The organism is Caballeronia sp. J97 (assembly GCF_905220305.1).
GTDB lineage: Bacteria > Pseudomonadota > Gammaproteobacteria > Burkholderiales > Burkholderiaceae > Caballeronia.
The window spans coordinates 63,016-86,935 of the sequence record NZ_CAJMZL010000024.1 but is presented as its reverse complement, the minus strand read 5'-3'; the positions used below and the strand labels follow the sequence as shown (position 1 = coordinate 86,935).

26 protein-coding genes are annotated in these 23,920 nt (G+C 64.3%); 9 read left to right on the top strand and 17 right to left on the bottom strand.

All coding sequences use genetic code 11. The features are described 5' to 3' along the window. The first annotated feature begins 50 nt into the window (after window positions 1-50). Complete coding sequence (locus U4Y90_RS25855; protein ID WP_321798849.1) at window positions 51-647, top strand: alpha-ketoglutarate-dependent dioxygenase AlkB; 597 nt, start codon at window positions 51-53, stop codon at window positions 645-647. A 6-nt stretch (window positions 648-653) separates the two neighbouring features. Here the strand turns inward: U4Y90_RS25855 and U4Y90_RS25850 are convergent, their stop codons facing one another. Then, window positions 654-1,052 (bottom strand): RidA family protein, encoded by a 399-nt coding sequence (locus tag U4Y90_RS25850; RefSeq protein WP_321798847.1) that lies wholly within the window; start codon window positions 1,050-1,052, stop codon window positions 654-656. 121 nt (window positions 1,053-1,173) lie between these two features. Here U4Y90_RS25850 and U4Y90_RS25845 point away from each other — a divergent pair, with 121 nt between their 5' ends. Further along, window positions 1,174-1,668: an MgtC/SapB family protein gene (locus U4Y90_RS25845; RefSeq protein WP_321798845.1), complete on the top strand. Its 495-nt coding sequence runs from the start codon at window positions 1,174-1,176 to the stop codon at window positions 1,666-1,668. Here the strand turns inward: U4Y90_RS25845 and U4Y90_RS25840 are convergent. The 3 genes from U4Y90_RS25840 to arsC all read right to left on the bottom strand — a co-directional run bounded on the left by U4Y90_RS25840 (window position 1,665) and on the right by arsC (window position 3,928). Next, on the bottom strand, window positions 1,665-2,837 hold the full coding sequence (locus U4Y90_RS25840) for a GGDEF domain-containing protein (RefSeq protein ID WP_321798843.1): 1,173 nt from the start codon (window positions 2,835-2,837) through the stop codon (window positions 1,665-1,667). The genes U4Y90_RS25845 and U4Y90_RS25840 overlap by 4 nt on opposite strands. Window positions 2,838-3,104: 267 nt before the next feature. After that, the gene (locus U4Y90_RS25835; protein ID WP_321798841.1) at window positions 3,105-3,380 is read right to left on the bottom strand and encodes a hypothetical protein; all 276 of its coding nucleotides are present in this window, start codon (window positions 3,378-3,380) and stop codon (window positions 3,105-3,107) included. Between the two features lie 125 nt (window positions 3,381-3,505). Then, window positions 3,506-3,928 (bottom strand): arsenate reductase (glutaredoxin), encoded by a 423-nt coding sequence (gene arsC / locus U4Y90_RS25830; protein ID WP_321798840.1) that lies wholly within the window; start codon window positions 3,926-3,928, stop codon window positions 3,506-3,508. A 473-nt stretch (window positions 3,929-4,401) separates the two neighbouring features. On the opposite strand from arsC, the gene U4Y90_RS25825 reads away from it, so the two are divergent. From U4Y90_RS25825 to U4Y90_RS25815, 3 genes are all read left to right on the top strand, one after another. Further along, window positions 4,402-4,695, top strand: coding sequence for a hypothetical protein (locus U4Y90_RS25825; RefSeq protein WP_321798839.1), 294 nt, complete (start codon window positions 4,402-4,404; stop codon window positions 4,693-4,695). A 114-nt stretch (window positions 4,696-4,809) separates the two neighbouring features. Beyond that, entirely contained in the window at window positions 4,810-5,076 is a 267-nt protein-coding gene (locus U4Y90_RS25820; RefSeq protein WP_321798837.1) for a cupin, read from the top strand. 7 nt (window positions 5,077-5,083) lie between these two features. Further along, window positions 5,084-5,899: a DUF72 domain-containing protein gene (locus tag U4Y90_RS25815; protein WP_321798835.1), complete on the top strand. Its 816-nt coding sequence runs from the start codon at window positions 5,084-5,086 to the stop codon at window positions 5,897-5,899. A 7-nt stretch (window positions 5,900-5,906) separates the two neighbouring features. Here the strand turns inward: U4Y90_RS25815 and gudD are convergent, their stop codons facing one another. From gudD to garL, 3 genes are all read right to left on the bottom strand, one after another. Then, window positions 5,907-7,256, bottom strand: a complete 1,350-nt coding sequence (gene gudD / locus U4Y90_RS25810; protein WP_321798834.1) for a glucarate dehydratase — start codon at window positions 7,254-7,256, stop codon at window positions 5,907-5,909. Between the two features lie 245 nt (window positions 7,257-7,501). Next, on the bottom strand, window positions 7,502-8,410 hold the full coding sequence (locus tag U4Y90_RS25805; protein ID WP_415749414.1) for a 2-hydroxy-3-oxopropionate reductase: 909 nt from the start codon (window positions 8,408-8,410) through the stop codon (window positions 7,502-7,504). Between the two features lie 43 nt (window positions 8,411-8,453). Continuing rightward, window positions 8,454-9,239: a 2-dehydro-3-deoxyglucarate aldolase gene (gene garL, locus U4Y90_RS25800; RefSeq protein ID WP_321798831.1), complete on the bottom strand. Its 786-nt coding sequence runs from the start codon at window positions 9,237-9,239 to the stop codon at window positions 8,454-8,456. Between the two features lie 379 nt (window positions 9,240-9,618). On the opposite strand from garL, the gene U4Y90_RS25795 reads away from it, so the two are divergent. Beyond that, window positions 9,619-10,323, top strand: a complete 705-nt coding sequence (locus U4Y90_RS25795) for a FadR/GntR family transcriptional regulator (RefSeq protein WP_321798829.1) — start codon at window positions 9,619-9,621, stop codon at window positions 10,321-10,323. Window positions 10,324-10,748: 425 nt separating this feature from the next. On the opposite strand, the gene glmS is transcribed toward U4Y90_RS25795, so the two are convergent. The 5 genes from glmS to U4Y90_RS25770 all read right to left on the bottom strand — a co-directional run bounded on the left by glmS (window position 10,749) and on the right by U4Y90_RS25770 (window position 16,332). Further along, window positions 10,749-12,566 carry a glutamine--fructose-6-phosphate transaminase (isomerizing) gene (gene glmS / locus U4Y90_RS25790; RefSeq protein WP_321798828.1) on the bottom strand — a complete coding sequence of 606 codons (1,818 nt, stop codon included), beginning with the start codon at window positions 12,564-12,566 and terminating at the stop codon, window positions 10,749-10,751. Between the two features lie 79 nt (window positions 12,567-12,645). Continuing rightward, window positions 12,646-14,007: a bifunctional UDP-N-acetylglucosamine diphosphorylase/glucosamine-1-phosphate N-acetyltransferase GlmU gene (glmU, locus tag U4Y90_RS25785; protein WP_321798827.1), complete on the bottom strand. Its 1,362-nt coding sequence runs from the start codon at window positions 14,005-14,007 to the stop codon at window positions 12,646-12,648. Between the two features lie 96 nt (window positions 14,008-14,103). Beyond that, window positions 14,104-15,063, bottom strand: coding sequence for a tRNA 2-thiocytidine(32) synthetase TtcA (gene ttcA, locus U4Y90_RS25780; RefSeq protein WP_321798825.1), 960 nt, complete (start codon window positions 15,061-15,063; stop codon window positions 14,104-14,106). Beyond that, window positions 15,060-15,461, bottom strand: a complete 402-nt coding sequence (locus U4Y90_RS25775; RefSeq protein ID WP_321798823.1) for a dihydroneopterin aldolase — start codon at window positions 15,459-15,461, stop codon at window positions 15,060-15,062. Before U4Y90_RS25775 ends, ttcA begins: the two co-directional genes overlap by 4 nt. Before the next feature lie 28 nt (window positions 15,462-15,489). After that, the gene (locus U4Y90_RS25770) at window positions 15,490-16,332 is read right to left on the bottom strand and encodes an SDR family oxidoreductase (RefSeq protein ID WP_321798821.1); all 843 of its coding nucleotides are present in this window, start codon (window positions 16,330-16,332) and stop codon (window positions 15,490-15,492) included. 13 nt (window positions 16,333-16,345) lie between these two features. On the opposite strand from U4Y90_RS25770, the gene U4Y90_RS25765 reads away from it, so the two are divergent. Then, complete coding sequence (locus tag U4Y90_RS25765; protein WP_321798819.1) at window positions 16,346-17,551, top strand: class I SAM-dependent methyltransferase; 1,206 nt, start codon at window positions 16,346-16,348, stop codon at window positions 17,549-17,551. A 10-nt stretch (window positions 17,552-17,561) separates the two neighbouring features. Then, window positions 17,562-17,756: a DUF2905 domain-containing protein gene (locus U4Y90_RS25760; RefSeq protein ID WP_321798818.1), complete on the top strand. Its 195-nt coding sequence runs from the start codon at window positions 17,562-17,564 to the stop codon at window positions 17,754-17,756. Window positions 17,757-17,793: 37 nt separating this feature from the next. Here the strand turns inward: U4Y90_RS25760 and U4Y90_RS25755 are convergent, their stop codons facing one another. The 4 genes from U4Y90_RS25755 to U4Y90_RS25740 form a co-directional block, all read right to left on the bottom strand. Further along, window positions 17,794-19,029, bottom strand: coding sequence for a multifunctional CCA addition/repair protein (locus U4Y90_RS25755; RefSeq protein WP_321798817.1), 1,236 nt, complete (start codon window positions 19,027-19,029; stop codon window positions 17,794-17,796). After that, the gene (locus U4Y90_RS25750) at window positions 19,026-19,646 is read right to left on the bottom strand and encodes a glutathione S-transferase family protein (protein WP_321798815.1); all 621 of its coding nucleotides are present in this window, start codon (window positions 19,644-19,646) and stop codon (window positions 19,026-19,028) included. The genes U4Y90_RS25755 and U4Y90_RS25750 overlap by 4 nt, the downstream gene beginning before the upstream one ends. Before the next feature lie 18 nt (window positions 19,647-19,664). Continuing rightward, the gene (locus tag U4Y90_RS25745; RefSeq protein WP_321798813.1) at window positions 19,665-20,621 is read right to left on the bottom strand and encodes a complex I NDUFA9 subunit family protein; all 957 of its coding nucleotides are present in this window, start codon (window positions 20,619-20,621) and stop codon (window positions 19,665-19,667) included. 121 nt (window positions 20,622-20,742) lie between these two features. Next, on the bottom strand, window positions 20,743-22,710 hold the full coding sequence (locus tag U4Y90_RS25740) for a lytic transglycosylase domain-containing protein (RefSeq protein ID WP_321798811.1): 1,968 nt from the start codon (window positions 22,708-22,710) through the stop codon (window positions 20,743-20,745). A gap of 19 nt (window positions 22,711-22,729) precedes the next feature. On the opposite strand from U4Y90_RS25740, the gene U4Y90_RS25735 reads away from it, so the two are divergent. After that, window positions 22,730-23,359, top strand: coding sequence for a 5-formyltetrahydrofolate cyclo-ligase (locus U4Y90_RS25735; RefSeq protein ID WP_415749411.1), 630 nt, complete (start codon window positions 22,730-22,732; stop codon window positions 23,357-23,359). Between the two features lie 9 nt (window positions 23,360-23,368). Here U4Y90_RS25735 and U4Y90_RS25730 read toward each other — a convergent pair whose 3' ends face one another. Beyond that, the gene (locus U4Y90_RS25730; protein ID WP_321798809.1) at window positions 23,369-23,881 is read right to left on the bottom strand and encodes a winged helix DNA-binding protein; all 513 of its coding nucleotides are present in this window, start codon (window positions 23,879-23,881) and stop codon (window positions 23,369-23,371) included. Window positions 23,882-23,920: the final 39 nt, after the last annotated feature.

Sequence of the window (23,920 nt, the reverse complement as noted above, 5' to 3'; positions counted from 1 at the left end):
GGCTCTGCTATCGTGAATGTTTCATCCGCCGCCGTTCCCGCGTCACCGCCATGTTCGATCTCTTCGACGACATCCCCAAGCCCGACATCGTGTGGCATCCGGACTGGATCGGCGCCGACGAAGGCTCCGATCTGATGGGCGCGCTGATCGCGGAAGTCGGCTGGCAACAGGACACGATGACCACGCCCGGCGGCCGCGTGCCGTTGCCGCGCCTGACCGCGTGGCAAGGCGAGCCGGACGCGGTCTATGTCTATTCGGGCATTCGCAACGTGCCGCAGCCGTGGACGCCCGCCGTCGCGCAACTGCGCGAGCGTGCCGAGGCCGCCTGCAACGCGCGCTTCAACAGCGTGCTGCTGAACCGCTATCGCAGCGGGCTCGACAGCATGGGCTGGCATGCGGACAAGGAACGCGAACTCGGGCCGGAGCCGGTGATCGCATCGGTGAGTCTCGGCGCGACGCGGACGTTCGAGTTCCGGCACGCGCGCACGCATGCGACGCACACGCTCGCGCTCACGCACGGAAGCCTGCTCGTGATGCGCGGGCGCACGCAACTCGAATGGGTGCATCGCGTGCCGAAGGAGCCGGGGGCGCGCGGCGAGCGCATCAATCTCACTTTCCGCCAGATCGATGCGTCGAAGCGCAAATGAGCGCGCTCAGGGGCGTCTGGCGATGAAATCGATCTCCACGAGCGCATCGCGCGCAAGCCCGGTCACGCCGACGCACGTGCGCGCCGGCAGCGGCTTCGGCAGAAAGTACGCGCGATACACCGCGTTCATCGCGTCGTAGTCGCGCTTGAACTCGGTCAGGAAGATGCGCGCGCTGACCACGTTGTCGAGCGTCAGGCCGACGCCGCTCAGCACGAGAATCAGGTTGTCCATCACGCGACGCGTCTGCGCCGCGACGCCTTCGGGCAGCGGCGCGCCGTCGTCGTTCGGGTCGGTTGGCATCTGGCCGGTGAGAAACACCCAGCCGTCGGCTTCGGCCGCGTGCGAGAAAGGACCGACGGGCGTCGGCGCGGCATCGACCATCGTGAATTTCGGCAGCTGGCTCACTTCGTCTCCCCGTTGTGCGTTCGATATGGACCGGAACCGGCACGTTAGCGCGCCAAAATTGCGCGCGTGCCCGCGCCTCGTGCGAAGATGGTCTCGCTCACGATCACCTTCCCGACACGCGATGCTTCCCTATCCCATTCTCGTCGACGCCGTGTTGCGCATGCTGACCGCGATGCTGATCGGCTGCATCATCGGCATCGATCGCGATCTGCACGGCAAACCCACCGGCATGAAAACGCTGGGGCTCGTGTCGCTCGGCGCGTGCATCGCGACGATGTGCGCGCAAGGCTTCTCGATGACGCTCTCGAACGACGCCGACGTGTCGCGCGTCGTGCAGGGCATCGTGACGGGCGTCGGCTTTCTCGGCGCGGGCGTGATCCTGCAGAATCCGCGCGAAAACCGCGTGCGCGGGCTGACCACGGCGGCCTCGATCTGGGTGACAGCGGCCGTCGGCATCGTCTGCGGTCTGGGTGTGTGGAGCGTCGCGTTCATCGCGATGATCCTGATGATCGCGTTGCTCACGATCGGGCGCACCGTCGAAAAACACCTGTTGCGGCGCTGGATGAGCAAGCCCGAAGACGAGCGCCGGAAGTACGGCGACGTCGAGGAAGCCTAGACGACTGCGTCCGCGGCGGGCGCCTTCACGCGATTGCGGCCCGCGACCTTCGCGGCATAGAGCAGTCCGTCGGCGCGCGCCATCAGCGACGCCAGCGGCTCGCGTCCGTCCCACACGGCGATACCCGCGCTGAAGGTGTAATGCAGCACGCCGCCGGGCACGGCGCACGGGGACGCCTCGACCGTCTTGCGCAGACGCTCGACGAGCGCGGTGACTTCGTCGATGCGCTCGGCCGTGCAGAAAAGACAAAACTCTTCGCCGCCGATGCGCCCGAACGCATCGCTTTCCCGAATGCGCGCTCGCACGATCGACGCGAAATGACGCAGCACGTCGTCGCCCGCCGCGTGGCCGTAGCGATCGTTCACGCTCTTGAAATGGTCGACGTCGACGACCGCGACATACTCGCGCTGGCCTTCGCGAGGCGCTCGCGCGAGACGTTCGGCCGCGCTGGCCAGGAGCGCCTTGCGCGAAAGCGCACCGGTGAGATCGTCGAAGCGCGCAAGGCGTTCGAGCCGCTGCGCGAGCCGGTCGTGCGCCATCATCACGAGACCGATGCACAGCGACGGCAGCACGAGAATGCCGAGCGCGAGAAACGTGATCTGCATCACGCCCGGCTGCAGCAGCGCCGTTTGCGCGGGCGGCTTCACGACATAGATCGCGCCACGCACCGTATGGCCGAGCGCGCCGAGCGCCGCCGCACCGGCGACGAACAGATAGTTATAGCGCGGCCGTTCCTTCGGACGCTCGATCAGCACGCGCCCGGCGATCGCGACATCGCACGCCGCATGAAACGCGGACACGATCACCACGCGCATGTTCACATCGGGCACGACATAGGTGAAGTACACGATGCCCGCCATCACGCCGAGCCACATCAGCCAGCCGGTCCAGCGCTGCGCGGGACGCATGGGCACGTCGAAGAATTCGTTGCAGCCTTCGTAGATGAGCAGAATCGTCGTGGCGAGCAACTGATTCGCCACGACGATGCCGAGCCACGCCGGGGCCACGTTCTGCACGGCGAAAAGCACGAGCGAAACGATTGCCAGCACATTCGCCCAAAGCCAGCGCGGCACGCCGCCGATCGCGTGCGAGAGCAGCGAAATCAGCACCAGTATCGAGAGAATGCTCGATAGCGCGGTAACGGCGAGAATGCTGACGGGACTGAACATCGCTGAAAGTGGGCGGAATATCGCTCGTGCTCGAGGAAGACGACGCCGGTTATCCGACGCGTTCGAACTGCGCGGCGCAGCGAGATGATTCGCTGAAAGGGATTCGCGGCGACAGAGGCACGAGTATCCGACATCACCCACGTGTTTACGGCACGAAAGCGCGCGGCTTGAACCAGTCGATATGCGGCATGGCGTCGCATGACGCACACGAGAAAACGCGGCGCAGCCTTTCGGCCCGCCGCGTTCGAGTGCGCGATTCTCTACGATTTACCAGTCATGACGCTCGCGCCAGCGTTCCTCGCGGCGCATCTCATGATGCCAGCGGCGCTCGCGCCACTCGTGACGGCGCCATTCGCGCTCACGCCAGCGCTCGTCGCGATCGCCGTAGCCGTATCCGTAATAGCCCACCGGCACCGCGGGCTGGGCGTACACCGGCACGCCGACGCCCACGGCCACATCGACGTGCGCATTCGCCGTCGCCGATATTGCAAGTGCCGCGATCCCCGCCAGCCCGATAGCCGTCCCGAGAAGTTTCTTCTTCATGTCGCTTTCTCCTTGCACCGAGTGCTCTGTGAGTGAGTGCAGTCTAAAAAGCGATGCCGGATACAGGTGCAACGGGTCTGCCAGAAAGGTAACGTCAGGTAACAGTCAGCCAAAGCAAAGGTGCGTTAGCGCACGCGCTTCCCGGACGAATCGATGACGACTTCGCCGTCCTCTTTCGTGAACGGTCCTTTCTGCGCTTCGGGCAGGATATCGAGCACGAGCTCCGACGGACGGCACAGACGCGCGCCCTTCGGCGTGTCGACGAACGGACGATTGATCAGGATCGGATGCGCGAGCATCGCGTCGACGAGTTGATCGTCGGTGAGGCCTGGATCGTCGAGGCCGAGCTCGGCGTAGGGCGTGCCTTTTTCGCGCAGCGCCTCGCGGACCGAAATACCCGCCCGCGCGATCAGCGCGACGAGCGTCTCGCGGCTCGGCGGATGCGTCAGGTATTCGATCACCGTCGGCTCGATGCCAGCGTTGCGGATCAGCGCGAGCGTATTGCGCGAGGTTCCGCACTTCGGATTGTGGTAGATGGTGACGGTCATGTTCGCGATGTCCCTGCGTTCGTGAGTGAGCGGATTGAAGCGGAATTGCACGCCTCGCATTCTAGAACCGAAGCCACGCTGACGCGACCGACAGCCTTGCGCCACACGCGCGACCGTATGCGCGATACACGTTCAAATGTGCTGTTCATTCGAACATCCACGGCCTATAACGAAGTGTGCAGCGCGGCATGCGTCTTCTGCGGACCCGCGGGTCCCATTCGCCGGCAAGCGCACCGGCGCTCCGTCTGCATCGCATCGGCGAGATGCCGTGCGCGAATCGCATTCGAACAAGTTCGGCAAACCGGCGCGGCACACGCAGCCACGGCGGAAACCGGCGCCGATGTCCGTCCGGCCGGCGCGCCACTCATGGCACAGGCAACTACGTGGCACGTTCCGTGCGGAAACTCGATCCGAATCAGCGAACAGCGTTACGCGGCGTTCACGCGAGCGCGCCTTCCGATCAAGGAGTCAACATGAAATCACGTATCGCCATGGCGGCGCTCGCCGCCTCGCTACTCGTTACGGCGGGTCTTGCCTCGGCTCAGCAGACCTACTATCGCACCGCGCAGGTGCCGGGACAGGCCACCGCCGATACCTGGACCGATCCCGGCGCGCCTGCCCAGAGCGCCATGCAGAGCCAGTCCACCGACATGTCCTACGGCGGCTCTCCGATGACGCGCGGCGCTGCGGGCGCGACGACGATGGGCGGCACGGCCTCCACGCCCTGCACGCGCGGGCCGCAATGCAACATCTTCTTCGGCAACTGAGCGGGCGACGAAGCCGGTTCGACTGTAATAGCGAAAGTGCATGACCCGGCGCGTCCGCACGATGAGCGCGGACGCGCTTGCCCTCTTCCACGACATTCCACGACAACGTCCGACATGCACCGCGACGAATTTCTCGCAATTCTTTCCAGCGAAGGTTTCGACGAAGTCGTCACGGTGACGCGCGAGCCGCACGGTTCACTCGATATCCACACGCATCCGTTCGAAGCCAAGGCGCTGATCCTCGAAGGCGACGTCACGATCCGCATCGGCGGCGATTCGGATACTTATCGCCTGGGCGACGTCTTCCATCTCGCCGCGAACATCGAGCATGCGGAGCAGTACGGACCGCAGGGCGTGAGCTACCTCGTCGGCCGCAAGTAGCGCTGCGATGGCCACCTCCGGAGCGAAGAGCGCGCGCATTCGTGTCGGCATCGGCGGATGGACGTTCGAGCCCTGGCGCGGCACGTTCTATCCCGAAGGTCTCGCGCAGAAGCGCGAACTCGAATATGCGAGCCGCGCGCTGACCTCCATCGAAGTGAACGGCACGTTTTACGGCTCGCAGAAGCCCGCGACGTTCATCAAGTGGCATGACGAGACACCCATTGATTTCGTGTTCTCGCTGAAAGCGCCGCGCTACGCGACGAATCGCCGTGTACTCGCCGAAGCGGGCGATACGATCGAGCGGTTTTTCGGCAGCGGCGTGCTCGAGCTCAAGGACAAGCTCGGTCCGATCAACTGGCAATTCGCGCCGACCAAGAAGTTCGATCCCGACGACTTCGAGCGCTTTCTCGAACTGCTGCCCGCGAAGGTCGAAGGACGCGCGATTCGTCACGCGATCGAAGTGCGGCACGAGAGTTTTTGCGATGCGGCGTTCGTCGCGCTCGCACGAAAATATCGCGTCGCGGTCGTGATCGCCGGGGATTCGAAGTATCCGCAAATCGCGGATGTGACCGCGCCTTTCGTCTATGCCCGCATCATGGGCACGACCGAAAAGCAGGCGAAGGGCTATGCGAAAGCTGGGCTCGATCGCTGGGCCGCGCGCGCGAAAACGTGGGCGGCGGGCGGCTCGCCGGACGACTTGCAGACCTTCGGCCGTGCTGCGCCGAAGGCCGCTTCGCGCGACGTGTTTCTCTACGTCATCAGCGGGTTCAAGGAGCGCAATCCCGCGGCGGGCATCGCGCTCATCGAACGTTTGAAAAGCTAGAAACGTCTCAGCGCACGAGACAGGGCTTCTTGTTGTCGAACTTCCAGTTCGGAATCAGGAATTGCATCGCGACGCCGTCATCGCGCGCGCCGAGGCCGTGCTGCTGATACAGCGCGTGCGCCTTCTCCACTTCGTCCATATCCAGTTCGACGCCCAGGCCCGGCGTCTCCGGCACCTTCACCTTGCCGCCGACGATCTTGAGCGGATCGCGCGTCAGATGCTGGCCGTCCTGCCAGATCCAGTGCGTGTCGATTGCGGTGATCTTGCCCGGCGCGGCAGCGGCGACGTGCGTGAACATCGCGAGCGACACGTCGAAGTGATTGTTCGAATGCGAGCCCCACGTGAGGCCCCAGTCGTTGCACATCTGCGCGACGCGCACCGAACCCTGCATCGTCCAGAAATGCGGATCGGCGAGCGGAATATCGACCGATTGCAACTGGATCGCGTGGCCCATCTGGCGCCAGTCGGTCGCAATCATGTTGGTGGCCGTCGGCAGGCCGGTGGCGCGGCGGAATTCGGCCATCACTTCGCGGCCCGAATAGCCATTTTCCGCGCCGCACGGATCTTCCGCGTAGGCCAGCACGTCGTGTTTGTCGCGGCACAGGCGGATCGCTTCGGCCAATGACCACGCGCCGTTCGGATCGAGCGTCACGCGCGCATCCGGGAAACGCTCGGCGAGCGCGGTGACGGCTTCGATTTCGGCATCGCCCGCGAGCACGCCGCCCTTGAGCTTGAAATCGTTGAAGCCGTAGCGCGCCTGCGCGGCTTCGGCGAGGCGTACGACCGCTTCGGGCGTCAGCGCGACTTCGGTGCGCACGCGCTCCCAGTCGTCCTTGCCATCCGCGCCGGATGCGTACGGCAGATCCGTCTTGTTGCGGTCGCCGACGTAGAACAGATAGCCGAGCATTTCGACTTCATCGCGCTGCTGGCCTTCTCCGAGCAAGGCCGCGACGGGCACGCCGAGATGCTTGCCGAGCAGATCGAGCAGCGCCGCTTCGAGCGCAGTGACGGCGTGGATCGTCGTGCGCAGATCGAAGGTCTGCAGGCCGCGGCCGCCCGCGTCGCGATCGGCGAACTTCGTGCGGACCTGATTCAGCACCGAATGCAGATTGCCGATCGACTGACCGACGACGAGCGAACGCGCGTCGTCGATGGTCTTGCGGATGTTCTCGCCGCCCGGCACCTCGCCGACGCCCGTGTTGCCCGCGCTGTCCGTCAGGATCACGAGATTGCGCGTGAAGAAAGGGCCGTGCGCGCCGGACAGATTCATGAGCATGCTGTCGCGGCCCGCGACCGGCACGACGCGCAATTCGGTGACTTTCGGGGTGGCGTTCGGTTTGACTGCATTCGTCGACATGAGCGTGATCCTCAGATGGTGGTGCGTTGTCTGATGACATTGTATGCCCGCCGTCCGAAATAGCCAATCGCGCGTTTACCCTTTGATCACAAATCGCTTATATATCAATGATATCGCGCTTTTTTTGTCTGCCGCGACGGCTCTGCCCATCTATCAAACCGAGACGTCTGATGACTTCGCGGCGAGGTTCGGAAACGACAAAGCCGGCTCGCGCCGGCTTTGTTGTCCTGTCTGAGGATCGGCCGTTACTTCGCTTCCTGACCGATCTCGTGATTCGCCATGATCTCGAGCGCGCGCACCATGCCCGAGTGATCCCACGCCTTGCCGCCGTGCGCGGCGCACGCGTTGAAGAGCTGCATGCAAGTCGATGTGTTCGGCAGCGCGACGCCGAGCGCCTGCGCGGTCGCGAGCGCGAGATTCAAATCTTTCTGGTGCAGTTCGATGCGAAAGCCCGGATTGAACGTGCGCTTGGTCATGCGCTCGCCATGCACTTCGAGGATGCGCGACGACGCGAAGCCGCCCATTAGCGCCGTGCGGACTTTCTCGGCGTCGACGCCGGCCTTCGACGCGAGCAGCAGCGCCTCGCCGACCGCTTCGATGGTCGCCGCGACGATCACCTGATTGGCGACCTTGCATACCTGCCCCGCGCCCACTTCGCCGATCAGCGAGATGTTCTTGCCCATCATGTCGAAGAGCGGCTTGACCTTGTCGAAGGTGGCCTGCGCGCCGCCGACCATGATCGTGAGCGACGCCGCCTTCGCGCCGACTTCGCCGCCGGAGACGGGCGCGTCGAGATAGTCCGCGCCCTTCTCGCGCACCTTCGCCGCGAACTCGCGCGTGGCGATCGGCGAAATGGAGCTCATGTCCACCACGATCTGCCCGCTCTTCAGCTTGCTCGCGACACCGTTCTCGCCGAACAGCACTCTTTCGACGTCAGGCGTGTCCGGCACCATGATGAAGATGACTTCGGCCTTCTCGGCGACGGCCGCGGGCGAATCGCATGCCGTGGCGCCCGCGCCGGTGAGCTCCGCGGACACGCCGCTGCGCGTGAAAGCCGCGAGCTGAACGCCGTTCTTGAGAAGATTGGCCGCCATGGGATTGCCCATGATGCCCAGTCCGATGAAGCCTGCCTTTTGCATGAATCGCTCCTTGATGTCGATTTTCGGTGTCGGCCCGGTCGCGTGACGCGTGTCGCGCTTACTCGGGGATGAAGTGTTGTCTGACGGCCTGCGCGGCGTTCCTGAGCATGCCGAGGTCGGCGCCTACGGCGACGAGCGTGCCGCCCATCGCCAGATAGCGCTCGGCGTCTTCCTGCACGGGCGCGAGAATGCCGCTCGACTTGCCCGCCGCGTGCGCGCGTTCGAATACATGTGCGATGACCGCCTGCACCTCTGGATGGTTCGCGTTGCCGAGGTGTCCGTACGCGGCGGCGAGATCCGACGGGCCGACGAAGAGCGCATCGACGCCGTCGACCGCGATGATTTCGTCGATCGCCTCGACCGCCGCGCGGCTTTCGATCTGCACCGACACGCTGATATTGTCGTTCGCGACCTGGAAGTAATTCGGAACCGTGCCATAGCGATTGCCGCGATGCCCGACCGACACGCCGCGGATGCCCAGAGGAGGATAACGCGTCGCGGCGACGGCGCGCTCGGCGTCGGCGGCGCTGTCGACAAACGGAATCAGGAAATTGACGAAGCCGCTATCGAGCAGCTTCTTGATCACGACGGGATCGTTCGCCTGCGGTCGCACGACGGGCGCGCTCGGGCTGTCTTTCAGCGCCATCAACTGCGGGATGAGCGTGAGCGCGTCGTTCGGCGCGTGCTCCGCGTCGAGCAGCATCCAGTCGAAGCCGATCACGCCGACGAGCTCGGTGACGATCGGGCTCGCGAGCGACATCCAGCAGCCGATCAGCCGCTTGCGCTCGCGCAGCGACGTTCGGAATGTATTGGGCAGCGGCTGATACGGTGACGAAGACGGCATGTTGCCTCCCTGTGATGACAGCGATCTGGTTGGAAACCGGCACGTCCGAGGCGCTTAGTTATCAGACGTCTTAACACAGAGTACCGCCAGACCGACATCAAACGACAGCGGCGTAAACCCTGATTTCGTTGATTTTATGACATTTTCTCTGATAATTGTCAGCGCTATCTTATGTGATGTCTTATATCTAGACGCCGTCCGTGAGCGCGGCTCGCCGAATTGACGAAACTATCCATCGGCAGGAAGATGCGTTGTCGGACATCTGTATCGGGTTGCCTCGCGGTCCGTGCTGCTTCACCGATCCTAAGCGACTCGAGGTCGTCCGACAACAAGCATGACCGCCGATCCACTCACAACACCCTGTCAGTCACGAATCGCCATGGCCAGTCTCACCGATAAAGTCTTCGCCACCTTGTTCGAGGATATCGAACGCGGCGTTCTGCGTCCCGGCGACAAGATCCCGACAGAAGTCGAACTGATGAAACGGCTGTCGGTGAGCCGCTCGGTCGTGCGCGAGGCGGTGTCGCGTCTGCAAGCGGCGAACGTGGTGGAAACGCGGCACGGTGTCGGCACGTTCATTCGGGCGCCGGAGGAGCGTCAGTCAGTGCGTCTGGCGGACGCGGATCTGTCGAACCTGCTCGACATCATGGCGATCATCGAATTTCGCATCGATCTGGAAGGCGCGGCCGCCGCGCTCGCCGCCGGCCGGCGCACGGATGGGCATCTCAAGCAGATTGCCGCGGCGCTCAAGCGCTTCGAGGAGCAACTGGCGAGCGGGAGCACGGATGTGTTGCAACATGACGTCGAGTTTCACTTGCAGATCGCGCGGGCGAGCGGCAATCGCTATTTCTATGACGTGCTCAGTCAGATGGGACGCGGCGTCAGTCCGCGCACGCGATTGGGCAAGGCGGAGATCGCGGAGCTGGATCAGATCGAGCGCTTGCGCAGCGTGCTCAGCGAGCACAAGGCGATCTATCAGGCGATCGTGCGTCAGGACCCCGACGATGCCCGCGCCGCGATGCGCATTCATTTGAGCAACAGCCGTGAACGGTTGAGGCATGTGCATGGCGCAGCGGCGGCCTGAAGATTTGCGGGGCGATTGAGCGCCGCGGTTTTGATCAATGCGGCCACGTTGTCTAAGTAAACAAAAGAGTTCGTATGTATACGTGGTAGTAGTTAACAAGCTCGCCGCAAATCAGTGGATAACCGGCGATGCGTGTTTTACGTCAGAGGTTTACGCAACCAATAAGTCCGGTATGGCGCGTCTGGTTTCGAATTGAAGCCGGGACAACTTTCGCGTCCTGGCGATGAACGCCGAGTTGTTCAGAAAGCGCCAACAGTAAATACATCGGCGTGCCCACAAGGTTGTCCACAGAGCGGCGGCTCGCGACCGGCGTTCAACGTCGAAGGTTTCTCTGCTCGAATCGTCCGTCGGCGCGTGGAAATAAAAAAGGTCCGCGACATGCGCGGACCCTCCGGACGATCACAACACAACAACGCTCGCCGGCTTTACTCCACCGTCACCGACTTGGCCAGATTTCTCGGCTTGTCGACATCCGTCCCGCGCGCACACGCCGTGTGATACGCGAGCAACTGCAACGGCACGACGTGCAAAATCGGCGACAACGCTCCGTAGTGTTCCGGCATGCGGATCACATGGATGCCGTCCTCGCTGACGATGCGCGTATCGGCATCCGCGAACACGTACAGCTCGCCGCCGCGCGCGCGCACTTCCTGCATGTTCGACTTCAGCTTCTCGAGCAGCGCGTCGTTCGGCGCGACGGTCACGACCGGCATGGCCTCGGTCACGAGCGCGAGCGGCCCGTGCTTCAGTTCGCCCGCGGGATACGCCTCGGCGTGGATATACGAGATTTCCTTGAGCTTCAACGCGCCTTCCAGCGCGATCGGATAGTGCAAGCCGCGGCCGAGGAACAGCGCATTTTCCTTGCGCGCGAACTCTTCCGACCACGCGATGATTTGCGGCTCAAGCGCGAGCACGCTGTTCAGCGCCGCCGGCAAGTGCCGCAATTGCGTGAAGTACGCGGCTTCCTGCTTCGCGTTCACATGACCGCGCAACTTCGCGAGCGTCACCGCAAGCACGAACAAGGCGGCCAGTTGCGTCGTGAACGCCTTCGTCGATGCCACGCCGATCTCCGTGCCCGCGTGCGTCAGGAACGCGAGTTCGGTCTGGCGCACCATCGCGCTCGTCGCGACGTTGCACACCGCGAGCGTGTGCTTGTGGCCGAGCGACTGCGCGTGCTTCAACGCGGCCAGCGTATCGGCGGTTTCGCCCGATTGCGAGATCACGACGACGAGCGCCTTCGGATTCGGCACCGACTCGCGATAGCGATACTCGCTCGCGATCTCGACCTGCGTCGGAATCTTCGCGATCGATTCCAGCCAGTATTTCGCCGTCACGCCCGAGTAGTAGCTCGTGCCGCACGCGAGAATCAGAATGCTGTCGACCTGCGAGAACGCATCGCGCGCGGCATCGCCGAAAAGGCTCGGGCTGAATTCATCGGCTTGCGGAATCGTGTCGGTGATCGCGCGCGGCTGCTCGAAGATTTCCTTCTGCATGAAGTGGCGATACGGGCCGAGCTCGACCGCGCCGCCGTATGCCGTCACCACGCGCACTTCGCGCTCGGCGGGCACGCCTTCACGATCGACGATCTTCACGCCTTCGAGACTGATCTCCACGACGTCGCCTTCTTCCAGGAACGCGAAGCGGTCCGTACTGCCGGCGAGCGCGAGCGCGTCCGACGCGAGGAAGTTCTCGCCCTCGCCCACGCCGACCACGAGCGGCGACCCCTGGCGAGCGCCCACGACGGTATGCGGCTGATTCCTGTGCATCACCGCGATCGCATACGCGCCGTGCAACTGCTTCACTGCTTCGCGCACGGTCTGGAACAGATCGCCGCGGTACATGCTGTGAATCAGATGCGCGATGACTTCCGTGTCCGTCTGCGACACGAACTCGTAGCCCTTGCCTTTCAGCATTTCACGCAGCGACTCGTAGTTCTCGATGATGCCGTTGTGCACGAGCGCAACGGTATCGCGCGAGAAAATCGGGTGCGCGTTGTCGGTGACGGGCGCGCCGTGCGTGGCCCAGCGCGTGTGGGCGATGCCGGTCATGCCGCCGAGATTCGTGTCGCGCACTTGCGCGTCGAGATCGGATACGCGCGCGACGCTGCGCGCGCGGCGCGGCTCGCCGTTGCTCAGAACGGCCACGCCGCACGAGTCGTAGCCGCGATATTCGAGCCGGCGCAGACCCTCGACCAGCACCGAGACGATGTTACGTTGCGCTACCGCGCCGACAATTCCGCACATGGACGTTCTTCCTTTGAAACTTGCATTCGAAAGCGCGGTGCACGAAGCGCCGCACGTTGGGCTGAATCTCTCGACAGCCTTACGACTTCTTCTTCACCGGGCGCTTGTAGCCCGTCTTGCTCACCTGCGTCTTCTCGTTGAGCACCAGCTCACCTTCCCCGACGTCCTTCCACACCGTCGTGCCCGCCGCGATCGTCACGCCGCGGCCCACGCGCACCGGCGCGACCAGTTGCGTATCCGAACCGACGAACACGTCGTCTTCGATCACGGTGCGATGCTTGTTCGCGCCGTCGTAATTGCAGGTGATCGTGCCCGCGCCGATGTTCACGCGCGCGCCGATATCCGAATCGCCGACATAGCTGAGATGGTTCGCCTTCGAGCCGTGCCCGAGCACCGCGTTCTTCACTTCGACGAAGTTGCCGACGTGCGCCTCATCGCCGAGCGTCGCGCCCGGACGCAACCGCGCGTACGGACCGAGCACGACGTTCGCGCCGGTCGTGCCGCCTTCGATATGCGTGTACGCATCGACGCGCGTGCCCGCGCCGATCTTCGCATCGCGGATCACGCAGTTCGGACCGATCGTCACGTTGTCGGCGAGCGTCACGCGCCCCTCGAACACGCAGTTCACGTCGATCGACACATCCGCGCCGCATTCGAGCGTGCCGCGCACGTCGATGCGCGCGGGGTCCATCAGCGTCACGCCGGCATCGAGCAACGCGGTCGCGACGTTGCGCTGATGGATGCGTTCCAGCTCGGCGAGCTGAATCTTGCTGTTCACGCCGAGCGTTTCCCATTCGGCATCCGGCTGCGCGGTGACGACTTCGACACCCGCTTCGATCGCGCGCTCGACGACGTCCGTCAGATAGAACTCGCCCTGCGCGTTGTTGTTCTTCAGCGACGCGAGCCATGTTTCGAGCGTGCGCGTCGGCGTGATGACGATGCCGGTGTTGATTTCCGCGATGCGCCGCTCGTCCTCGCTCGCGTCCTTCTGCTCGACGATCTTCCGCACCTTGCCGCCCGCGTCGCGCACGATGCGCCCGTAGCCGGTCGGATCGCTCACGCTGACCGTGAGGACGCCGTAGCGCTCGGCGCCCGCGGCATCGATCAGGCGCTCGAGCGTGCTCGCGCGCGTGAGGGGCACGTCGCCGTACAGCACGAGCGTCGGAACCGAGGGATCGAGCAGCGGCAGCGCCTGCTGCACGGCATGCCCCGTGCCGAGTTGCCTGTCTTGCAGCGCGAACTGAACGTCCGGCGCGCCGACGGCTTCGCGAACCTTGTCCGCGCCGTGCCCGACGACGACCACGAGACGCGTCGGCGACAGCGTCCGGGCCGTGTCGATGACGTGCGCGAGCAATGGCTTGCCCGCCAGTGAGTGGAGTACTTTCGGCAGGGCGGAGCGCATGCGCTTGCCCATGCCGGCAGCCAGAATCACGATGTTCATCGCTGGAGCCTTGCAGGGTATGACGAGCCGCCAATTTATCATGCGGCTCTTTGGCGCAATGCGGCGAAACCCACGCTGCGCCTTATTGGATAAAGGTTACAGGTCGTCGAACTGCACAATTGAAACCGCGCCGGACGATCCTGACGGTTCGGTTGCACACGGTTCCTCGTCGAACGCGATATCGCCTTGCGGATCGGCCTCGCCCGTCGCGCGCAGCCCGGCGAACGGAAACAGTTTGCTGTCCATCAGATGCGATGGCACCACGTTCGACAAGGCATTGAACATGTTCTCCACGCGCCCCGGAAAACGCTTGTCCCATTCGCGGACCAGCGCCTTCATTTCCGCGCGCTTCAGGTTCGGCTGGCTGCCGCACAGATTGCACGGAATGATCGGGAATTCGCGCAGTTCCGCGTATTTCTCGAGATCGACTTCCTTCACGTAAGCGAGCGGCCGGATCACGACGTTTTTGCCGTCGTCGGATTGCAGCTTGGGCGGCATGCCCTTCAGCTTGCCGCCGTAGAACATGTTGAGCAGCAGCGTCTGCAGGATGTCGTCGCGATGATGGCCGAGCGCGATTTTGGTCGCGCCGAGCTCGCCCGCGACGCGGTACAGAATGCCGCGGCGCAGTCGCGAACAGAGCGAGCACGTGGTCTTGCCTTCCGGCACGAGCCGCTTGACGATGCTGTACGTGTCCTGATTCTCGATGTGGAACGGAATATCGAGCTTGCTCAGGTATTCCGGAAGCACGTGCTCCGGAAAGCCCGGCTGCTTCTGGTCGAGATTGACGGCGACGATATCGAAGTTGATCGGCGCGCGCTCGCGCAGGCGCATCAGGATTTCGAGCATCGCGTAGCTGTCCTTGCCGCCCGACAGGCACACCATGACCTTGTCGCCTTCTTCGATCATGTTGAAGTCGCCGATCGCCTGCCCGACCTGGCGCACGATGCGCTTGAACAGCTTGTTGTTCTCGTACGCTTCCTTCTGCTCACGCTTCGTGAGCGCTTCGCGCGCGGGCTTGTGCGCCTCTGCGGCTTCCATCGTGTCGCGCGCGTTCATGCTCGCTCCTCTTTGATGCGGAAGACTTCGACGCCGACCGCGTCGCAATCGGGATAGACGTCGGGCTTTTCCGTCGATACGGCCACCGCGCGCACGTTCGGATGCGCGAGCAAGGCAGCGGCGACGTCGTCGCACAGCGTTTCCTGCAAATGAATGTGGCCGCGCTTCACGCGCGCGGCGATGGTCGATCGCATGAAGTCGTAGTCGACGACTTCGGCCAGCTTGTCCGCGACGGGCGTCGACAGCGCGAGCGGCACGTACAGCTCGACGTTGATCACGACGCGTTGCTCGCCGCGCTTCTCGAAGTCATGCACACCGATGTTGATGCGCACTTCGTAGTTGCGCAGAAAAAGCCGCCGGCAATCGGTCAGCCGGGGATGCGAAAGTGCGGCAAGCATGTTGGTTCCAATATTCAGTAGGCGCGGTTCAAGGCTTTCGCGCGCCGATCATGTACATCACGTCACGCGGGCTCGGCACGAGGTGCTGGCCGCCGTCGACGACGAGCGTCGTGCCGGTCACGCCGCGCGCGTTCGCGAGATAGCACGCGGCTTGCGCGACGTCCTCGACCGTCGATGCGCGGTTGAGCGGCGTCACGCGATGCGCCGACTCGAACGACGCGGGCGTCTGTCCGGCGGAAATCAGCGTGAGGCCGGGCGCGAGGCCGACGACCCGCAGTTTCGGACCCAGCGCCTGCGCGAGCGCGACGGTGGCGTTTTCGAGCGCCGCCTTCGTCAGCGTGTACGACAGGTAATCGGGATTCATGTTGTACAGCTTCTGGTCCAGCACATTGATGACGACGCCGCGTTGCGGATCGTCTTGGCCGCCGGCCTCGGGCGTGATCTCGTGCAGCATGCGCGCGAGCGTGAGCGGTGCGGCGACGTTGACGGCGGTCATTTCCAGCAGCTTCGCGTAGCCGAAGTCCGTCGCCGTGTCTTCGTCGAAACGCGACGCGCAGTTCACGACGCAATGCAGGCCGCCGAACGTTTCGGCGCACGCCGGCACGAGCCGCGCGACTTCCGCCTCGACGGCCAGGTCCGCCTTGAGCGCGACCGCACGCCGCCCGAGCGCCTCGATGTCCGCGACGGTTTCACGCGCATCATGCTCCGAGTTGCCGTAGTGGACGGCCACATCCCAGCCTTGCCGGGCGAATTCCAGCGCAATGCCGCGCCCGATGCGCTTCGCCGCGCCGGTCACGAGCACCGCGCGAGAACGCGGAACGGAACCGGAAGACAGCGAGTTGGCGGAAGAAAACGGCGTGGAAGCGCTCATTTACAATACCGGGATGAACCCAAATGCCAGACAAACCGACAGTTTACCTGCTCCGGGCCCCGACGCGCTCGCGCAGTCCGAAGCGCTGACCGATCTGATCCGCGGACGCGTCGCCGCGGCGGGCGGCTGGCTGCCGTTCGACCGCTATATGGACCTCGCGCTATACGCGCCTGGCCTCGGCTACTACGGCGGCGGAGCGATGAAATTCGGGCGTCGCGCGGACGATGGCAGCGATTTCGTCACCGCACCCGAACTGTCCCCGCTTTTCGCGACGACGCTCGCGCGGCCGGTCGCACGGGCGTTGCATCAAAGCGACACTCGGCAGTTGATGGAATTCGGCGCTGGCACCGGCAAGCTCGCGGCGGGCCTGCTGACCGCGCTCGCCGATCTCGATGTGACGTTCGACAGCTACGCGATCGTCGATCTGTCGGGCGAGTTGCGCGCGCGCCAGCGCGAGACCATCGAGAAGCAGGCGGGCGCGTTCGCCGCGAAAGTGAAGTGGCTCGACGCGCTGCCGGAGCGCTTCGAAGGCGTCGTGATCGGTAATGAAGTGCTCGACGCAATGCCCGTGCGCCTCGTCGTGCGCAAGCTCGGTGCGTGGCACGAGCGCGGCGTCGCGGTGCTGAACGACCGCCTGGCCTTCGACGACCGGCCGATCACGCCGGATGCGCAAGTCAAACTGATCGATTCCGCCATCGACGAAGCCAACGACGAGCCTTTCGCCGAGTACGTGACGGAGACGCACGAAGCCGCGCTCGCGTTCACGAAGACCGTCTGCACGATGCTCACGCGCGGCGCGGCGTTTTTCATCGACTATGGCTTTCCGCGGCGCGAGTTCTATCACGCGCAGCGCGCTACCGGCACGCTGATGTGTCACTACCGGCATCGGGCGCATCCGGACCCGCTTCTGTATCCGGGATTGCAGGACATCACCGCGCACGTGGAATTCACGGGCATCGCGGAAGCGGGCGTGGAAACGGGCGCCGATCTGCTCGGCTTCACGTCGCAGGCGCGGTTTCTGATGAATGCCGGCATCACCGATGTGCTCAGCGATCTCGATCCGGCGGATGTGAAGCGCTTCCTGCCCGCGGCGAACGCGGTGCAAAAGCTGCTTTCGGAAGCGGAGATGGGCGAGCTTTTCAAGGTGATCGCGTTTTCGCGCGGCATTCCCGGCACGCTCGACGCATTCGCGACGGGCGATCGTTCTCATACGCTATGAGTGCGCGATCATGATTCGCTGGCTTCTCACGACTTTCATCGCGCTCGCGATTCTTTCGGGGTCGCTGCCGTGGCTGAAGAAGATCGGCATCGGGCGGTTGCCGGGGGATTTCACGCTACGGATATTCGGGCGGGAATACTCGTTTCCGTTCATGTCGACGCTTTTGTTGTCGTTGTTGTTGTCGTTTGTTGCGCGGGCGCTTTGAGGTTTTTTTCGCCCGATCCCGGTGAAAACCAAAAGCATCACCCCCCCAACGCCCCCTTCACCGCCGCAACCCTGGCATCATGCACGGCATCCTTGATCCTGGAAGGCTGCGAAGCCATCGCCTGCGCCACCGCGCCCGCATCCACCGCCCGCGCCGCGACCAGCGCCTCCCGCAACCGCTCTGCCTGCGGATAAGCCTGCTGCTCCAACCCCAGCCTGCCGCGCGCATCGGCGAGACAAGCCTGTAGCGCCTCGGCAAACCGCGCCGGCTTGCGCAACGCATCCGAGCGTTCGAACAACCTGACGAGCGCCGCCGCGCCCATCTCCATCACGCGATGAATATTGCCGTGCTCACGCGCGACGAGCATCGCCAGATCGCGGCACTCGTTCGGCACGCGCAAGCGCTCGCACAACGGTCGCAGCAGATCCACACTGCGCCCCTCATGACCGATGTGACGCGGCAGGATGTCCTCGGGCGTCGTCGCCTTGCCGAGATCGTGCGTGAGCGCCGCGAAGCGCACCGGCAGCGCGAATCCCTGCGACGCCGCATAGTCGAGCACCATCATCACATGCACGCCGGTATCCACTTCCGGGTGATAGTCGGCGCGCTGCGGCACGCCCCATAGCGCATCGACTTCGGGAAGAATCCGCGCGAGCGCGCCGCATCCGCGCAACGCCTCGAACATGCGCGACGGCTTCTTTTCCATCAATCCACGCGACACTTCCTGCCACACGCGCTCGGGAACGAGCGCATCGACTTCGCCGGCCGCAACCATCTTCCTCATCAACTCGGCAGTCTCGGGCGCGACATCGAAATCCGCGAAACGCGCCGCGAATCGCGCAAGCCGCAGAATGCGCACCGGATCTTCGATGAAGGCATCGCCGACATGCCGAAACAACTTGTGCTTCAGGTCGCTCTGCCCGCCGAACGGATCGATGACCGGGCCGGTGAGGTCGCCCGCCGGCGTCACTTCGCGGGCCATCGCGTTGATCGTGAGATCGCGCCGCGCGAGATCCTCCTCGAGCGTCACATCAGGCGAATAGTAAAACTGGAAGCCGTGATAGCCGGCCGCCGTCTTGCGCTCGGTGCGCGCGAGCGCGTATTCCTCGTGGGTTTCGGGATGCAGGAATACCGGAAAATCCTTGCCTACCGGCCGATAACCCTGCGCCACCATCTGTTCGGGCGTCGCGCCCACGACGACATAATCGCGGTCCACCACCGGCACGCCGAGCAACGCGTCGCGAATCGCGCCGCCGACTGCGTAGATGTTCATCGCGCTTCCTCGCGCGCACCCTCGATCCACGCCGCGACCGCCGGCAGCGCGGTAATGCGCTTCGCATAGTCGAGCGACGTCGCGCTCAGTTCAGGCGCGTAAGTGTTGAAGCGCATGACGACCGGCGCGAACATCGCGTCCGCGATGCCGAAATCGCCGAACAGGAACGGACCGCCCGACCTAGCCAGACTCTCCGCCCAGATCGCCTCGATGCGCGCGATGTTCGCCAGCGCGCCCGGCGTCGCGCCCGTGCCCGGCGCGCGCGCGGTGATTTCCATCGGCATGTTCTCGCGCAAGTCCGCGAAGCCCGCGTGCATCTCCGCGCTGACGCTGCGGGCGCGGGCGCGCAGGGCTGCGTCGCGCGGCCACATTGCGTGTTCGGGATGCATCTCGGCGATCGTTTCGACGATCGCGAGCGATTCCCATACTGAATCGCCCGCATCGGTGATGAGGCACGGCACCTTGCCGGACGGCGAGACTTCGAGAATTTTCGCTTTCGTGTCGGGCTGGCCGAGGCGAATCAGCGTCTCTTCGAACGGGATGCCGAAATGTTCGAGCAGCACCCACGGACGCATCGACCAGGAAGAATTGAACTTGTCACCGATAACGAGTTTCATGCGATCAGAAAAATAAGATTAACGATGCGCGGTCGCGCGAAAAGCGTTGAAGCGCGAGCGCGACGAATTGCCCGTGAGATACAGCGGCGCGATGGTCTCGATGCTCGCGGGCTCGTCGATGCCCAGTTCCGGCGCGAGCGGCCCGCTCGCGATGCTCGGCGTCTTCATCGAATCGAGATTGTCGCGCGAGATGACGGGCTGGCCGGGGGCCATTTCCATCGTCATCGCCTGAAGACGGCCGAGGCCCTCCGGCAGCTTGATGATGCGCGAATGCTTGCCGATGGTCGCGCCCGCGAAACGCACGAGTTCGGCGAGCGTATAGACGCCCGGGCCCGCGAGCTCGTAGACGTGGCCGTTGGCGGCGTCGAGATCGAGCACGTTGACGATAGCCTTCGCCACGTCGCCGACGAACACCGGCTGGAACTGCGCGTCCGCGCAGGCGAGCGGAATCACCGGGAACACGCGCTCCAGAAATGCAAACTGGTTGAGCAGATTGTCCTCGGGGCCGAACACGACGGAACTGCGAAAGATGGTCCAGTCCAGTCCCGATTCACGGACGATCTTCTCGCCGTCGCCCTTCGAGCGCAGATACATGCTCGGGCCCGCCGGATCAGCACCGATCGCGCTCATATGCAGCAGCCTGCGCACGCCCTTCGCCTCGCACGCGGCGGCGATCTTGTGCGGCAGCTCGACATGCGCCTTCGCGAACTCCGGCCCATACGGGTCGTCGCGCCGCCCTTGAAGCACGCCGACGAGATTGATCACCGCATCGGTCTGATCGATGAAGGCCGCGAGCTTCACGGGATCGTGCACATCGGTTTCGATGACATCGACGGGCAACAGCGTGAGATGCGCGGCGTGCGCGCGCCGCCGCGTCGCGATGCGCACGGTCTTGCCGAGATCGACGAGCGCATTGACGAGATGGCTGCCGATGAAACCCGAACCGCCGATCAGCGCTACATGTTGGTGTCGCATAGTTCGCCTCTTGAGTCGCGGCCTGACGAATGCAGCTTCGCTCGGAACGGTGCGCCGAAAACGAAAACGCCCGCGCGTCCTGTCGTTCGACGCGCGGGCGTGAGGTTTCGCTTCGGGTCGGTCAGGGAGCGATATACCCCAGACGCGCCTTCAACGACTGCGGACGGCCTTCGAACAGCGCCGCGTAGTACACGGTGTTCGACAGCACGTTCTTCACGTAATCGCGAGTCTCGGTGAAAGGGATCGTTTCAGCAAAAACCGCGCCCTCCACGGGTGCGCGCAAATCCTGACGCCACTGTTTCGGCCGGCCCGGCCCTGCGTTGTAGCCGGCGGTGGCGAGCACGGGCGAGTTGTCGAATTGATTGTAGATCATCGACAGGTAATTCGTGCCGAGCAGGATGTTGGTGTTGATGTCGTTCATCTGCGCGCGCGATACCGGACCGAGACCGATCTTCTTCGCGACGAGTTGCGCGGTGCCGGGCATCAGCTGCATCAGGCCGCCCGCGCCGACTTCCGAACGCGCGTTGATGATGAAGCGCGACTCCTGGCGAATCAGGCCGTACGCCCATTCGATGTCGAGACCGGTGTTCTGCGCATCGCGCTCGACGATCTCGCGGAACGGCGACAGATAGCGCAGTGTGAAATCGTGCTCGGCCTTGGTCTTGTCCGCCGTGTTCACGGTGCGGTCGAACATCTCGATGCGCTTCGCGTACTGCGCGGCGGCGAGCAACTGGCGGTCCGTCATCGTGCGCAGCGGCCAGTTCCATTCACGGTTGCCTTCGAGCCGCATGTTCAGCGCGTAGAAACGCTGCGACAGCGCGAATCCCGGCACCGATTGCATCTGCGCGATCTCGGCATCCGAGACCGTGGTACGCGGCGGCACCGTGATCTTCTGACCGAGCTCCTCGAGCGCGAGCTGGCCGTAGAAGTTGTATTGATCCGCGATGGACTGGAATTCCTGGCTCGCCGTGGCCGTGTCTCCGGCCTGCTTCACGGCGCGTGCGTGCCAATACACCCACGACGGCTGGGCGCGCAACGCAGGCGGCATCTGCTCGATGGACCAGCGCACCATGTTCCAGTCGCCGGCGAGCAGCGCGCTGCGCGTGCGCCACTCGTACGCCGGGTTCGACAATTGCGCGTTCGCCGACAGCCGGTACCAGTCCGCCGCCGACGGCATGCGCTTGATCGCCGCCTGATAGCCGATCGTGCCCCAGCCGGTCGCGCGCTCCGCCGGCGTCAGGCTCGGCGCCACCGAGCTGAACGTGGCGGCCGCCATCGCCGGATCGTTGCGGGCCATGCGTGTGATCGCGAGCAGCGTGAGCTGATGCGCCGGCGTGTTGGGCATCACGCCGCGCGCGAGATAGAGCGGCGGCTTGTTGACGGCGTCGTCGAGCAGCGAGTCCTTCGGCTTTTCCTGGCCGAGCGCCTCGACGATGTTCGAGCCGGTCGACGTGTAGTTCTGCTCGTAGGCGAGACGGATCTGCTGCCAGACGTCGTCGCTCGTGAACTGGCCCGACTGCGCGAGCGCGCCGATCAGGTCGACGCAGCCGTCGCCGTACCATTTCGGCTCGACGAGCAGCGCGCGCGCGGCTTCCGCGACGTTCTCGCCGCGCGACAGGCGCGCTTCGAGCGCGTAGCACTTGACCTGCGTGTCGTCGTTGAGAACGAAACGGGGATATTGCTGCTCGAAGTTCTTCCAGTCGTGCCGGCTGCCGAGCACGACGAGATAGTCGTTGCGCATGCGATCGGCGATCGCCTGGCCGTCGTAGCGCTGCAGGAACGACTGCACCGGCGCGTCGGGCGCGTCGATGCGCGCGTGGCCTTGCGAATCGAAGAGCTGCGGCTTGATCGTGAAGTATTCGACATAGCCCGGCGCCGGATAATCCGGAATCTGCGCGGCGAGCAGCGCCGCCTTGCCCGCATCGTTCGCGCGCGCGGCATCGCGCAACTGCATGAAGATGCGGTCGTCGGAGGTGGGCGAGAAGTCGGCGTCGGGACGAACGGCGGAAGCCGTGCCGCAGGCGACGAGCGTCGCGGCGGCAAGGGCCGCGCCGACCGCAAGATATACTCGGTTGAAGCGTTTTGACATCTTTATTTCTGGAGCGCGAATGGTCTTGAACCAGGTCCTGAGATCGGAGGAAAGCATAGCACGCAACGTTTGCGATCAGCCCAAGAGCGAGCCTAAAAGCGCCTTGCGCGCAACGCTTCTCGCGACGCGCGAGGCGCAAAGCGAGCAAGCCGGCCAGCCCGCGAGAAACGAGGCGCTCGCACGGCGCATCCAGGAAGTGCTCGCGCGCCACGATGCGCAAAGCGTCGGGTTCTACTGGCCGGTCGCGGGCGAGTTCGACGCGCGCGCCGTGGTCGCGCGCTGGCTCGCCGCCGACGAGACGCGCGGCGCGGCGCTGCCGGTCGTCGTCAGGCCGCACGCACCGATGGTATTCCACGCCTGGCGCGCCGACTCGCCGATGAAGGAAGGCCGCTACCGTATTCCGGTGCCCGCCGAGGAAAAAATCGCGGTGCCGGAACTGTTGCTGATTCCGTGCGTCGGTTTCGATATGGATCGTTATCGGCTGGGCTACGGCGGCGGCTATTACGACCGCACGCTCGCCGCGTGGCCCGAAGGCGTGCGGCCAGTGAGGATCGGCATCGCGTACGAATCGGGCAAATGCCGCGCGTTGCCACACGAGACGCACGACATGCCGCTCGACGCGATCGTCACCGAAGCCGCGATTTACTAGGCGCGGCGGCTAGAGCGATGCCGCCGCGCGCGCGGCGGTATCGTAGAGGCCGGATGCATTGCGCATCAGTTGCGCGGCCTCGCCGATCTGTTCGTTGGTGAGGCCGCTTTCGCGCAGCGTCTCGATAAGGCACGCCTCGCGCACTTCGCGATACTTGCCGCACAGTTCGCGCCCCGCCGGGGTCGCGGAGAAGAACACTTCCTTGCCGGTTTTCTCGCTCTGCACATAGCCGCGAGCGACGAGTTTTTTCAGTGCATACGTGGCAACGTGCGTGTCCTCGATGTTCAGCACGAAGCAGATGTCGGCGAGCTTCTTCTTGCGGTCGCGATGACTCACATGGTGCAGCAGCGACACTTCCACCGCCGTCATGTCTTTCGCGCCCGCCGCGGACATGCAGCGCACCATCCAGCGATTGAACGCGTTGCCCGCCATGATGAGGCCGTACTCGAACTCCGACAGTTCCGCGCTGGCTTCGGAGACGAGATGCTCGGAAGAGACGATCTTGGTGGGATGACGCGGCATGGCGGTGACCGTTTTGAAGTGCGTTGGAGTGTAACGCAA